General features: G+C 63.5%; 7 protein-coding genes. 2 read left to right on the top strand and 5 right to left on the bottom strand.

The genetic code is table 11. The features are described from left to right. Positions 1 to 2: 2 nt before the first annotated feature. The 4 genes from IC605_RS17960 to IC605_RS17945 form a co-directional block, all read right to left on the bottom strand. Positions 3 to 4,325, bottom strand: a complete 4,323-nt coding sequence (locus IC605_RS17960; RefSeq protein ID WP_216327364.1) for a HEAT repeat domain-containing protein — start codon at positions 4,323 to 4,325, stop codon at positions 3 to 5. A 162-nt stretch (positions 4,326 to 4,487) separates the two neighbouring features. After that, positions 4,488 to 5,411 (bottom strand): DUF3800 domain-containing protein, encoded by a 924-nt coding sequence (locus IC605_RS17955; RefSeq protein WP_216327361.1) that lies wholly within the window; start codon positions 5,409 to 5,411, stop codon positions 4,488 to 4,490. A gap of 169 nt (positions 5,412 to 5,580) precedes the next feature. Continuing rightward, the gene (locus tag IC605_RS17950) at positions 5,581 to 6,957 is read right to left on the bottom strand and encodes a J domain-containing protein (RefSeq protein ID WP_216327358.1); all 1,377 of its coding nucleotides are present in this window, start codon (positions 6,955 to 6,957) and stop codon (positions 5,581 to 5,583) included. Between the two features lie 170 nt (positions 6,958 to 7,127). Next, positions 7,128 to 7,970 (bottom strand): hypothetical protein, encoded by an 843-nt coding sequence (locus tag IC605_RS17945; RefSeq protein ID WP_216327356.1) that lies wholly within the window; start codon positions 7,968 to 7,970, stop codon positions 7,128 to 7,130. A gap of 313 nt (positions 7,971 to 8,283) precedes the next feature. Here IC605_RS17945 and IC605_RS17940 point away from each other — a divergent pair, with 313 nt between their 5' ends. Continuing rightward, positions 8,284 to 8,577 (top strand): helix-turn-helix domain-containing protein, encoded by a 294-nt coding sequence (locus IC605_RS17940; protein ID WP_216327351.1) that lies wholly within the window; start codon positions 8,284 to 8,286, stop codon positions 8,575 to 8,577. Positions 8,578 to 8,909: 332 nt separating this feature from the next. On the opposite strand, the gene IC605_RS17935 is transcribed toward IC605_RS17940, so the two are convergent. After that, on the bottom strand, positions 8,910 to 10,904 hold the full coding sequence (locus IC605_RS17935) for a hypothetical protein (protein WP_216327349.1): 1,995 nt from the start codon (positions 10,902 to 10,904) through the stop codon (positions 8,910 to 8,912). 1,488 nt (positions 10,905 to 12,392) lie between these two features. Here IC605_RS17935 and IC605_RS25200 point away from each other — a divergent pair. After that, positions 12,393 to 13,778 (top strand): replication initiator protein A, encoded by a 1,386-nt coding sequence (locus IC605_RS25200; protein ID WP_216327347.1) that lies wholly within the window; start codon positions 12,393 to 12,395, stop codon positions 13,776 to 13,778. The last annotated feature ends 564 nt before the right edge of the window (positions 13,779 to 14,342 follow it).

Raw genomic sequence — 14,342 nt, 5'->3', positions numbered from 1 at the left:
GGTCAGGCCTTCCGGCGGCGCCCGGTGGAGGGGATAGGCGGGCGCACGTCGATCAATCGGGCCACCACCCGGCGCCCCTCGACCGACGCGGCGGCCGCCCGGTCGTCGAGGTCGCGCCGCAGCTTCTCGGCCATCCATGTTTTCCGCGGCCGGTCGTGCCACAGCGGGCTGTTGTACCACCCCACGAGGTAGACACCGCGGCTCACCTCGCCGTCCCCCAGGTACCCCTCGGCCAGCTGGGTGCGGAGGTTTTCCACCAGGGTCGAGTACCAGTAGCCCTTGACCTCCACGATGACCTTGACGGGATCGCCCACCTCGCCCGCGCGCGTGGGGCGCAGGGCGGTCACATGGACGTCCGTGAACTGCCCACGCCGCACCTCGACCTCGCGCCCCACGACGATCCCGCGCCCGCCCAGGTCTTCTTGCAGGTGGTGCTTGACCCAATTGGACAGGGCTTCCTCGTCCTTTGGCTTCCACCGCTCGTCGTCCTGCTCGTCCACCCAGGTGTTCCACAGAAATTCCGCGAGCGGCGTCTCCTGCCTCACGAGCCCATGCTCCAGCCGTTCGAGCGACTCCAGCACGACCTCGAGCAGTTCGTCGTCGCTGCGTACCAGACGGCGCTCCGCCCGTGCGACAAGGTCAAGGAGCACCTCGGGCGTGCTCCACACCCAGGTGCGGCGGCGCCACTCGGCGAGGGCCTCGAGGTGCGTCCACTTCAACCACGCGAGGTCGGGCCGAGCGCCCCGGACTCGGGCGAGGGCGTCGCAGGCAGCCCGCGAGCCGCGCGCCTGGAGGTTGCGCAGCAGTTCTTCACGCAACCTCACCAGGCCGTCGCGCAGGCCGGACGTGTAGTCCGCCTCCAGGGGCTCGGAGTCCTGCGCGTGAGGAACGTGGTCCGCGAGCCAGAGAAACAGGTCGGCCGCCTGCGCCTCGTTCAGACGGGCGGCCAGTCCGGAGCCGTGGCGCAGGTTCACATACGCGGTCAGGGCGGCCTCCGCAAACGCCGGGCGGCGCTGCACTGAATTCCAGAAAGCAGGCCAGGCGCGCTCGAAATCAAACGCGAGGAGGGCTTGCATGGCGGCGACGGCCCGCGGCGCGGCCGAGTCCTCTAGGCGCGCGTACCTCCTCGCGACCCGTTGCGCCCGGACGCTGCCCCTTTCCAGCAGCTCGTACAGCACACTCCCCCAGGCCCGGTCAAGGCGCCGGCCACCCAGCAGGGCTGAGAACCCCTCGTCGAGGCGGTCGTCCCACACGGCGCGGAGCTTGCGCGTCACGAACACCGTGCCGAAGGCCCCGTCCTCCGCCCGCGCCTCCATCAGGGCGGCACGCAGCGTCGCCTCGGGTGCAGCCTGGTACGCCTGCTCAATCAAAGGCTGGTGCGCAGCGCTCTCGGGCCCGTCGCTTCCGGCCGGGAACGTGAGCACGACGCCCGCCCACTTCGCCCACAGCTCGTCCGTCATCTCGCCGTGCGCGCCCAGGTTGATCAGGTGCACCGCCCCCACCGCGGCGAAGTCCCCCAGGACCTTGGTGGTCCGCACCAGGCGCTTGAGTGGTGGGGCGTCCTGCTCATGCAGGAACCGTGCGGCGAGGCGCAACACCCGCCCGCGCAGGGCGTCATCCGCTTCACCCCATGCCGGCGCCTGGAGGACATCGAGGTCAAAGGGCCGGCTCGGCCCTCCGGACTCCCGCAGCCGGTGAAGCAGCGCGAACCACGTACCAGGCCCCAACCGGGCCTCGGCGGCACGCACGAATTCCTCGACCGGAGGGGGCGTGGGCGCCTGGGGTTCCGGCGGCTCGGGTTCCACCTCGTCATCCAACGCGCGGGCCTCCCACGCATCGACGTCGAGAACCTCGCGGGCGAGTTCCCACTCCCGCCCCAGTGCCCGCCAGCGGTCACGCGCCTCTGCGTCGTTCCAGTCAAGGAGCCGGGCAGCGATTTTGAGAGCCGCTCGCGCCTGGGGGCGAGGAGCCTGACGGGCGAACTCCACGAGCCAGGCCATGTCCTCGGGGCGGGCGTACTCGCGGCTGGAGGCCCGCCAGCTCCAATGGTCGAGCTGAGCCTCCTCCGAGCGCTCGAGCAGCAATGCGAGCAGACGTCGGCGGGTGGGTGCATCCGCCTCCAGGTCCTTCACAAACTGGGTCTCGAGCGCCGGCACCGACGCTCCCACCCCCGGGGTGTGCCGCACCCAGCGCGCCAGCACATTGTCCACGAACGGGTGCGCCACGTCGTCGCGGTCGAGCAGACGTGATGCCCGGGACATCACGGCGTCCGCCGCCTGTGCCGCCGCGTCGAGCGACCATCGCCCCCCCGTGTGCGTTCGCGCCCAGGCCAGGGCACGCGGCACGTCCTCGTCGCGCAGGTCCGCCACGAACCTCGGCCCTTCCCCCTCCTCGCGGCCAAACTCACCTAAAAACACCTTGTAGCTGCCCAGCAGGTTGGGCACCTTTGGCGGCGAGAGGACGCCGAACAACTCTTCGGCACTCAGGAAGCGCGGCCACAGGGCCAGCAGCGCGATCCCCTTGAGCTGATCGTCGGGGTCGTCGTCGCCCTGCGCGAGCGCCAGGGGGCGCAGGGCGCGCACGCCTGCCTCGTCGTTCACCTCGACGACGGCGCGCGCCGCCTCCTGCCGCAGGTGGTGGTCCTCCCTGCGGTTGAGCGCAAGGTGCAGCAACTCGGGTACGAGGGCCAGGACCCCACACGCGCCTGCCACGTCGAGCGCAAACCAGCGCACCTCGCGGTTGCGGGCCGGGTCCTGGATGAAGAGGCGCAACTGGTCCGCCAGCTCCGGGTGGGCGAGCTTGCGCAGGTGAACACCGAGCCCGCGGTCACTCTGCACCAGGTCCCCGCTCTCAAAATGCGCCAGCAGGGCCGCGGCCACCCGGGCACGCTCCTCGGGGCGACGCAGGCCGAGGTCGCTTCGCAGCAACGTGACGGGGTCGGCCTCGACCAGCAGGTCGTGCACGTCGGCCCGCATACTCGCCAGGAACGACGCGACCTCGCCGAGCTGCGGCACCACCCGCCCGTCGACCGGATGCAGCAGCAACGCCCGCACCTGGGCGAGGGGAAGGTTGCGGTGGTGCATGTACCACGCGGCCAGATACTCCCGGTACCGTCGGTGCCGCCACACGTGCAGGCCTCCGCCGGCGCCCGCGAACACGCCTCCCTCGAGCGCCGACCTGATCAGCGGGAGTCCGACGTCGAGGGACCGGCCGTGCGCCTGGTCCTCCCCCAGGGCCGACGTGGCTGGAAGCGCGGTGCTGGGGGCGTCACCCCGCGCGACGACTTCGAGGTTCGCGAACACGGACAGGAAGGCCAGCCGCCCGGCCGCCACCCTGCGCTCGGCTGGGCTGTACGTTGCCCCGCGACCGCGGTCGGCGTCCGGCTCGGAGCACAGCCGCAGGCACGCCCGGGAGAACAACTCGTTCTGGCTCTCGGGCAGGGTCGCCGAGCGCGCGAACTCATCCAAGAGCATGTCGAGCGTTCCCGGGTTCGCGGCGAGCAATTCCACGTCGTGCCGCGCCACCGCCACCATGAATCGGTCCCCATCCAAATCGCTGAGCTCGGCCGCCTCTCTCGCATCCTCAAACCGCAGGGGGGCGAGGAGAAACGTCCGTGCGCCACCCACGGGGGCGAAGAGCTCCCCCAGGCCCTGCCGCAGCGTTTCCGGAAGCTCGCCGGGACGGCACGCCAGACGCAGGGTGCAGCGCCCCACACCCATGAGGGCCATCACCTCCGCCTTGACGTCGTCCGGAGGACGGGTGTCGGGGAGAGGCACCTCCCACCCCTCCACACCCCGGCGGGCGAGCGGCGCGAGTTCGTCGGCATGAGCGGGGTGACGAGCCAACAGGTCAGCCCAGGCCGCCTCCCCGATCTGCACGTGGCCCAGCCACCGCCGGAAGTGGCGGAGCAACCCGCCGGCCAGACCGGGGTCGCGTAACTGCAGCTCGTCAAAGCTGTCGAGCGCGAGGTGCAGTTCCCCGCCCTCACGCCAGCGCGTGAACTCGGCCGACCGTTCGATCTCGTTCGCGACGGCCTCGGCGTCCCGGAACTCCTTGAGGTCCAGGCACAGCGTCCCCGGGCGGCTGTCGGCGTAGGCGGCGAGGGCCCGGGATTTGCCCGCGCCCGGCTCACCCAGGAGCAGCGTGCAGCGGTGGGACTCGAGTTCGGGCAGGGTGTACGCCCTGCTGCTGTAGAACGCGGCGTAACGTTCCGGCGGGACGTATAAGAACCCGGCGGGAGGCTGCTGGCCTGAGGACTCAGAGTCGTACCAGTACCGGAGCCAGGGGAAGTCCCGGCGCGAAGCAGGAGCGGCAAGGCTGGGCATGGGGAACAGCACCGATGGTAGCGCAGCCCGTCTCGGCCCAAAGAAGGGCTCGAGAAAAAAGGGACAAAAGCACAAACGGGGACTCGACAAGCTTGACGAGAGTACCGATCAATGGTATCTTTCCTTCGGAGGCTCTGCTGCAAGGCATTGCCTTTTTTCTTTTTATTCCTCGGGGAAGGTGACCTCGCTGGATGGTGTCCGTTCGATCAGCGGGCGCAGATCACGGATATGGCAGATGCCGAACACAGGCAGGACCCGCTGTTGCTGCGCGTCGAAACGCTGTCCGCGAAACTGCAGCTCGGCGGCGGCGAGACCGTAAGGAACGAGGTCCTCGCGCACGGGCTTGGTCATCCGGTCCCTGAGCCGCCATCCCCAGTTGAGGCTGTAGGCCACGAGGTCGGCCACCTGCACCAGCGTCGTGAGGTCCGAGTGCACCCAGAACGGCTCGGGGAGGATGCGGGTCGCGCGCCGCCGTCCCTTGGTCGTGTCCTGAAAGTACGCCCGCATCTGGCGGCTGAGCCGGTGCGACTGGGTCCGGTCGAGCTCGTCGAACACGACGATGCCGTGCTCATGCCCCTCCCCTGCCTCGAGGCTGTAGTAGAAGCGCTCGAACAGGTACGTGAAGTCCTTGCGCAGCATCCGGCCCTGCGGCTGGGGTGCGTCCACCTCCACGACGCTGGCGAAGACCTGGACGCCGTGCAGGGCACACTGCTCCAGGACGAAGGCGGCGTAGGCCAGGCTCGCCTGGGCGTAGGCGGTCAGCCCCAGGCGGGTGACGTTCTCGCTCACGCCCGTCTCGCGGGAGCGCCGACCCTTCTCGAGGAGGGAGCGGGCCTGATCGCGGCGGGTGGTCTCGTCGAGGGGGTCGAGTTGCCGGGCCAGGCGGAAGGTCTTGGTCTTGAGCAGCTGGCTGCCCTTGAATTCTGCGAGAACCTCGGCGAGCGGGACGCCGAAGAAGCGTGTCTGGGCGTTCCGGATGGCGAGGATCAGCGGCCAGGCGTCGCGGGGGCGGACGCTGATGCCGGCCAGGACCTCGTACGGGGCCTGCTTGTGATCGGTTCCGCTCTCGTCGACGAAAAACAGCATGCCTGGGCATTATGGCGTACAGGACAGGCTGAAACTCTGCTGGACGACGTGCTACAGCCTCGGTCGACCACCCTGGTGAACAACAGACCGCCTGGTTCCTGAGCCCTGACCTACCCCTCTGGTCGCCAACACGCAAGTCATTCCAGGTGAGCGCGGGTGCTTCTCCCCCTTATCTGCCCATCAGCTGCCGATACGCGGCATTGATCTCCTGCATTCGCTCCTCGGCCATAACCCGGAACTCCTCCCCCAAATGCCCTACCCGGTCAGGGTGATACTTCTTCACCAGTGCCCGGTACGCTTCCTGGATCTCGTGCGACGAGGCGTCGGGCCGCACCCCCAGCACCTCGTGCGGGGTGAAGCCGTGTTTCACCCCGTCGATGGTCTCCAGCGCCTCTATCAGCTCTCGCGCTCCCCCGCGCAGACACCAGACGTCCCCCACCTGAGTGAAGCTCACCTCGCGCGCCCGCGGCTGCCAGACCACCGCCACACCGTTGAGCTGCCACGCCGCTCGCTCCACCTGATCGTGAATCTCCTGCCAACTCTTGGCCCGCTCTCCCCGGGGGGTCTCCAGGTCCATCCGGTCCGTTCGCGACTTGATGTCCACCACGTACACCTCGTGTGAGGGCGAGGTCAGCACGATGTCGGCGTCTCCACCCGAGGCGAGCAGGATGCTCTGGCGCAACTGCCAGCCGGGTGGCAACACCGCCAGCAAATCGTCTGTTGCCTGAACCTCGACTTGCATCCCGAATTCTCCCGGCGAGGCGTCCGCGAGGTTCTGCTGCATCCCCGCCCAGGTGTTGAGTTGGGCAGCCAAGTCGGCAGAGGTCGCAATCACCGTGCTGACGCCATGCTCGGCGGTGGGCGGGTACTCGCCCTGGGCGTTCGGGGGGCGGACCACCCACAGGACCTTCTGGCCCTGGCTGGCGACGCCCCAGTCACGGGCGGCCAGGGCGCGAACCGTCTCTTGGTTCACGCCCTGCCAGTTGACGTGGGGGGTGCCGTACTGCTGGGCGGCGCGACCGAAGGTCACGCCCAGGAAGAAGGTTTGCCCCTGGGGACTGACGAGCACCCGGGCGACGTCCTGGGCTTGCTCGTCTCGAGGAAGGTAGGCTTTCCAACCCGCTCCGAGCACCTCGCGTAGATGGCTGAGTTGGGCGTCGAAGGCCAGGGCGCGGTGCTGGGTGACGAGGGAAGCGAACGCCAGCACCGCGAGGAGGGGCAGCAGCAACACCAGCCAGGCGCTGTTCGGGGCGAGGGCAGCGACCAGGAACGGCAGCACCAGCAGCCCCAGGGCCAGGAGACGCTCGGCCCGGGGGAGGAAGCGCAGGGCGAGCAGGAAAAGGGCGAGGGCCAAGCTCCAGGACAGCCAGGGGTTGAGCTTGAAGCCCAGTTCAGCGACCAACACTACGGTGAGCACACCGTTGGCTGCCAAGAGCGGGCGAGCCACCCGGAGGCTGGGCACGTAGAACATCTGGTCACGCCGGGCCCCCAACAGGCCGAGCAGATGCAGCACCCGTCGTCCGGGCGACGAGCGGTGCGTGGTCATACGAGTTGACCCCGGAAGGCGGTGAGGCGTCGGAAGAGCCGGGTGAATTCGGTCATGCGTTCCCTTCTCAATGGCAGTGCGGGCAGGTGCATCGAAGGCAGGAGGGGGACCAGTCGGCGAGCCGAGTCCGTCAGCGCGCCCTTCCACCGGCACCTGGCGGCAACACGCCTTCAGCTGGGGGTGAGGTCGGCAGGCACCAGGGAAGCCGCGAGGTCGTCCAGGCCGACGGCCAACGCGGCGTCGTGCTTGGAGACCAGGGCACTGTCGTTTCGGGTGACCAGGGAGCGCAGCAGGTGGGTGGTGAGCGCCACGGTGCCTACCGGCTCCGGCGCCTGACCACGGTTGAAGAACCAACTCTTCCAGGGGTAGGTCGGACTCTCCGTTTGCACGACGAGCTGGGCACCGGGCCCCTGCTCCTGACCGGGGGAGGGCAGCGTCTCACGCAGGCGCACGGCCGTCCCTCGCAGGTCGGCGACGGTGACGTGATGCCCGCGCGGCAACATGCTCTGCAACTCCAAGGCGGCCAGGTGACGCGCCACCTCGAGCAGCACCTGCCCACGGGTGGACGGGAGCGGGAAGGCGAGGTCGGGGGCTTGGGGCTCGTCAGAATCCAGGCTCAGCACCAGGAGGTGTTCGACAGTCACCGCGAGCTTGATCAGGCTCAGGCCAAGCCCTGGGGCAGCGAGATGGGCGTCTGGGGGACCGTGTTTGAGGTCGAGGAGCAGGGACAGCGCCTGAACGAGGAGGAGGCGGTCGGCGGTAAGAACGTCGTCTCGATGCTCGAGCTCGAGCGCCATGCCCAGCTTGATCTGGGCCTGCCGGAGGAGTGATGGCCAGACACTGCCGTGGCGTTGTTCGAGGGCGAAGCCTATGGCCCGCAGGTTCTGGCTGAGTGCCTGGATTTGGGGCCAGTAGGGCAGGCGTTCGTCGAAGGTGGTGGCGCGGTACAAACCGAGCACACGCAGGGAGGCCAGGACGTGCCCTTCCACGGTGGCGGCGGGGAGGGTGTTCAAAACACCACCACCGGACGGGCGAAACCAGGAAGACGGGAGAGCAGGCAAACGGTAGGCCGGAGAGACTCAGCCGCCGCACCGTGAGTTGTCGCGTCAGGCAGGTGGTCAGAGACGTTGGACCACAGTCGGGCGGGGTGGCAACGAGGACAGGACATCTCGGCAGGCACGGGGTCTCCTTCCCGGAGCAGGGGTCGGGGCAGCGCGTCGTTCTATTCTTGTTGTTTATATCAGACCGTTTTGAAGAGCAACGCTAGTTAAGGCGTTGCTGTCTATCGAGTCGCAGGAGGAACCGCCTGTCGGCAACCCTGGTCTGATGCCGCCGAAGAAACCGCGCAAGAAGCACGAGCCGGATGCCGCGACGCTCGCGTTTCAGGCCGCGCTGGGTCAGCGCATTCGTGAACTCAGGGACGAGGGATACAGCCAGGACGACTTCGCGGCGAAGGTGGACGTGTTTCGCAGCCACATGAGCCGGATTGAGCAGGGCAAGACCGACCTGCGCCTCTCGACGCTGCTGCGAATTGCTACCGCGCTGGGCATGACGGTGAGTGAGCTGCTGGACCTGCCCGGAGTGGAGGGCCCGGCGCAGCCCCGAGAGGAAGTGCGATGACGCCGGGCGCCTCTTGGCGATCCTCCACCTGGAGGAGCCAGGCATGACAACGAGTCAAAAGCCCAAGGTGCCACGCAAGCGCAGGATGGCTGACCGCGTCCCAGGAACGGAGGGCAGCAACGTGATTGGTAGTCGCCTTCAACAAGCGCGGCTCAAGCACTCGCCCAAATGGTCAGCCGCTCAGCTGTGCACTGTCCTGGCAACCGATTATGGTTTGATGATGACGGTTGCTACTTTGAGCAAGATTGAAACAGGGCGGCGCAGCGTCGTCGATTTCGAACTTCGCGCTTTCGCGTGCGCGCTGGGAGTGTCAAGCGACTGGTTGTTAAATATCAACCCTCGAGATGCTCCTCAAAATCAGCGTTCATAGACAGAAAAGCCCGTCTTTGCCTACTTTCTATTGGGTCATAAATATACATCTTACGAACGATGCTCTCTGTATCCAGCAGTAAAGCGGCGGCATGATCATACTCGCCACGTTTGGCATAATAGGTTGCAATAATGTTTCTAAACAAGTGGGTTCCAAAGGGCTTTACGCCCTTCACCCGTGTCGAATGTGGAGAATTATCAGAGAGATATTGATCGGTCCAGTTCTTGACAAGGTGGTAGAGTGATGTGGAATTAAAACAACCACCTTCAGAATTAACGAACAAGTAGATGGAGTCAGTGAGGAGAGGTCTGTAGCGTTGAATGAAGACATCCAAGAGTTCAAGATGTTCACTTGCCCATTTAATCGACCACAATTTTATATCCACGAATTTTAAATCGCGCAACTCCTTGTTAGTTGTACCGTTTTTCAACTCGGAAGTAGGAATGCGCAACCACCATTGCCCATCTTCTGTTTTTCGAAGATGACCACTGTTTAAATTATCTGTGGTGTGGGTTAAAAGTCCCCAGTTCTTTCCACGCAGAGGGCAGCAGGTCAAAAGACTTACAATTAAGTGTTTTTGCAGCGCTAAAGCACTCTCCCGGGTCGGCGGCTCATCTAGAGAAAGGTTTTGCCTGGAGACTTTGAGCGCCGCGATCACTGGCTTGAGGGGGTTGACTCTATCAAGCAAAGGTTGAATTCGCTTGGTTGAATCCTTCGAGCGGGTAGCCCGAGGACGGATGTCACGAAGCACACGTTTGTACTTGTTGCGAGCATACTCGCAAGCCGCGCTCCATCCACCGTACGCCTCTATTTTGTCTCGCACGCGCTGAGGTAAACTGTTCACAAAGCTCGGCTGCTGCCAGAGCCATCCGAACTCAGGACGCAGTAGATGAATTGCAAATTCAAGTACTGCTGTTATTCCACTATGAATCACGCCGGATATCCTGTACATAAAATTAACATAACTGAGCAAGCTCTCACTATCCACAAAATACGCAAGCGTCAACTGCTCTATGGGTACACCACACCCTTGATACGATCCGCCAAAATCACCTGGAATGCTCAAATAATTGAGATATGACTTTGCTAGACTCAATCTGATTTTCACCGAATCAGGTTTGCAGACTCCGTCTCTTTCTAAATCCTGATAAAAAGGGTCTGTCTTAAACTTAGTCAAATCCTCAAACTCATAACTGAGTCTTTTATTCTGTTCAAATAGTCTTTTGATAGGGAAATCTCTTCTCAAACTCAATGTTACTCTTTCATGTTCAGTTAAATAACTTAGACTTCTTACAGACTCTGTAGTATCGTCAAAGACTTTGCGCTGTTCATTTCTGTTGAGGTTGTGAAAATTTCTGGATAGGCGTCTTAGAACCGTTTCCTTAAAACGTTCTCCACTCTTTCCTGCAGGTAAATCGCTAGGCCACCAATTTCTATACACTATGCTGGAGCGAAGTTGCAATTTTTCATTCAGATCATCGTCATGCTGCTTCGGCCCCAACATATAGTGGTAAAGTTTTTCGAAAAACTTTACCACGGATTTTATATGTGTTCCCCTCTTTTTATTCTTATATTTTTCAACAGCATTATCTACCTCCCTCTGCCCAAAAATCTCTACATTTATAATGTTGTCGATCAACACACCTTTACTCAACAAGTACGTCTTGAAGCTATTCAAATAGGAAGATACAGTGTGAAGACTATAATTGAGAAGACCTCTGTCAAAAGCATCTGACGCTGCCGTCATCAACTGATGGTAGGTTAAACCACTGTAGTCGGCCTGACTCAAGCCAGGCCCCATTTCAGTTCGTGCACACTGAGTTGCGTTCATAAATAGGCGGACATCATTTAACGAATATTCTCTCTTCGTCTGCCTATCGAGCCAGGCAGTTCCTGCTTTTGAGATACTTAAACACGAAATGTATTCCCCCAGTTCCTTCAATTGTAAGCGTGCCATACCGGCTCCTTGAGGAGTCGTGGCCGAACGGTGTCAATGCAAACGGAGGTTAGGGGAGTCGTTCGCATTTGCATGGCAAGGACGCCATTCTGGACCTGAGTTGGGTAAGCGTTTCAACACCAGTTAACGGGCCTTCCCAGGTGAACAACTGGGACCTCGGTCATTATCCTATTAAGATAATTCCTCGTCAACCCATGAGAAGTTGGATTGATGCCCGACTTATGTACGAGATTCAAGCAACATCACGGTACCAGGGAGTTAGCACCGATCGCTTGTCCTCCTGCACAGCGACCAAAATTGGGACAGTATCGCTGTACGAGAACAGTACCCTAAATTCTCCTCGGCCCTAACTGTTCCAGTCCAGGCATACGGCCCATCCCGTCAATCTCTTCGACTGGAAGTTCCCTCTCCTGCCTAAAATGACGGCCTACCCCAGCAGAAACCCCTGGCACGCTCTTCATGGTCCCGCCGCTCAGGCAAGGAAGGCACCCCGCCGAGCTCCTTGCCTTAGGATGGCCCCGCCTTCACCTATCTGAAAGCCCTGTGCCGGGGCTAGGCCGCCGCGCGGTGGGTCAAGGAGCACGGTAAGCCGATGCATGCGCAGGTCGTCGCCTCCCTGCTGGGGTCCCCGCGTCTGGGCCGGTAATAACTTGATTACCCTAGCGAACAAGCCCGACGTGCTGATTGACCGAGCGACGTATAGGCCGAGCGGCTGGAACTACGCCGGTCCTGATGCTCCTCGCCAGTGGCTCATGACCCTCGACCCCCGCACGGCGAACGTCTGGCACCTGCTCCTGCCAAAGCCTTGGAGCAAGAGTATCGCGACCTTTTCAGGGACATCTTCATCCAGATGGGCAACGGCACTGGGCTGAAGACCTACCTCGACGGCAGCAGAGTGAGCGTTCTGCCTCCACCTCTAGAACCAAAATTTTGGCGCTCGCTGTCAACGTTGACGTCTGTCGGCTGCTGGGCCTTACCGACGATCCAGTCCCCCTCTCGCTGCTCTCTTTCCGACAGCATAAAACTCCAAAGGCTCCCCCCGTGAAGCGCAGCTTGATGCGCCTGACCCTGATGCCCCAGGAGTGGGACACTTTTGGGGGGCCCTTGCGGAGAGGCGCCGAACAAAGTGCCTCCTAGACGCCTGATTTCCCCTTCCAACTGCTCCGAGCGCGTCTGGGACACCTCTGGGGGAAACTGCCTCACAGGCGGGATACCTTTGGGGGAAGGGCGCCATCCCAGCCTGGGACACCTTTGGGGGAAACGAGATTTACCGCGTGCTAGACACGTTTATCCACCCTGAGCCTCAGAATGCTTGTGGTGAGACACCTTTGGGGGAAAGCAGTCTCACTTCTGGGATACCTTTGGGGGAAACACCTATCCCCTTGGGATACTTTTGGGGGAAGAGGATGCAGAAAGAGCGTCCAGGACGAGAACTGGAGTAACGCCTGTTGTTGTCTTCTTTTATCTTTGAAGAAGTTAAAAAACAACATGAACAGGAAACGCCCCAAGCCGAACGCTCCCCAGATCGAGAGGAACCTCGACCGGCTGGGCCTGTTCAGCATCCAGGCCCGCCTGGGTCACACCCCAAGCTGGCAAGCCGCTTTCGTGATCGGAGGCCGGGCGGTCCGGGTGCAGGGCGACTCCAGCCGGGGCCGCCCCCACGGTGCAGACGCGGACCTAGTGCTGGGGTTGCAGCAGCTGTTCCTCCAGCAGGGTGCCCCCGAGGACAACTGGGTGCACACCAGCGCGAACGCCCTGCGCGAGGCTTCATTGATGACCAAGAACGGCCGGGCCTTCCACCGGATGCGCGAGGGCCTGCTGCGCATCTGGTCCACCGGCTTCATCGTCACGGAGGGCTGGCGGCGGCCGGACGGCAGCGCGGTGCGCTTCAACGACGCCTTCCGGGTCATCGACCAGATCCGCTTCTGGGACCAGGAGAGCATGGGCGACCTGCCAGAACTGGTGCCCGACAGTACCCTCAGCGTGCGGCTGGGCGCCCCCATCGCTGAGAGCCTGCGGGCGGGCTTCATGCACCCCCTCAACCGCACGGTGCTCGAGCGCCTGGAACAGCCGCCCTCACGCGCCCTCTACCGCCTGTCGGAGGCGCACCGTTACGACGATGAGGGCACCATCCGCTCCAGCCTCACGGTGAACCTGATGGACTGGCGGGCCGCCTGCGGGATCAGCAGCACTGACACCGACAAGATTCGCCGGGCCCTGGACCCCGCCCACCAGGAGCTGATGGCCAACAACTACCTGCGGGACATCCACATGACCGGCCGCGGGCAGAACACGCAGTTTGAGTATGTCTACCTGACGGAGGCAGATCCCGACCCCGGGCTGGTGAGGTTGCTGCGCGAGCAGGGGGTCGGTGGGCCCCGCGCGGTGCAACTCGCCCGGGATCACGCGGACCGCATCCACGAGGCCGTGGAGTTCCTGCAACACCGGCGGATGGCTGGGGGCACGCCCATCCGCAACCCGGGAGGCCTGCTGTCCGACTTCCTGGTGAACCGGGAGAAGTACGAGTTCGACCCGGGCATCCTGGCTCCCCAGGGCGAGCGCACAGTCCAGTCCTTCCTCGCACTCGAACGTCAGCGGGAAGCTGAGCGCCAGGCCGAGCAGGCGGCGGCGGCCAAGCGGGAGGCGCTCTCGCGGCTGCCGTCGGCCGAGCAGTGGCGGGAGGAACGTGGGGCGCTGCTGCTCATGCTCCGCCGGGTGTTGACTGGGGAGGAGCTCGCGCTCCTGGAGGCTCAGGCCGTAGCGGGCACGCTCCTAGCGACGGAGCTTTCCAGCCAAGCAACCGCGGCGCGGGCCCGTGGGGAGTGGGACGGGTTCGTCGAGGGGTTGCGGCGGCGGCTCCGTTCCGGTGGATGAGTCCCTGGTGATGTCGAGGGTGTGTCCGGCGCCTTGCGCTCAGGCGAACGTATGGGCCAGAAAGCTATGCAGAGCGTGTGGAAGCCGCGGTGGCATCCCTACAAAACGGGGCGCCGCGCGGTGAAGTGAGGGAGATTGTAGTATTGACTCCAAGCACGTTTCCGGCAATTTAACAGGTCAGCGCCAGGCATTCTGGACTCAGGGCCGCTTGAGGGGGAGTGATCTAAGGGGTGGCTAAACTCCCCCATCCTATCAGGTGAGGTTCCATTAAGGGTCTTAGGTACGAGGCTTCTGGAAGGGAGAGGTCAGCCAAGGCCCCGGCAAGGGGCTCCCGCTTCTCCACTGTATTCGGTGTAGGGCTCAACCGAGGATGGTCAGGCAATAGCTATGGCAGCAGCCGGGGCTACTGCCTGTTTCAGAATGTCGGATGGGAGACGAGGGAATGGAGTGAACCCAATCGGGCGGACCGCGGGGCAAGTCACGTCTGGGCGGCAGTGTAGCAGGCAGCGAACTCGACGGGTGGGACGTATCCCAAGCTGGAGTGCAGTCGGCGGCGGTTGTAGA

Origin of the sequence: Deinococcus aestuarii (assembly GCF_018863415.1) — a bacterium.
GTDB classification, from domain to species: domain Bacteria; phylum Deinococcota; class Deinococci; order Deinococcales; family Deinococcaceae; genus Deinococcus; species Deinococcus aestuarii.
Note: the sequence above shows the minus strand (reverse complement) of the source record. Positions and strands in the feature narration are given on the sequence as shown.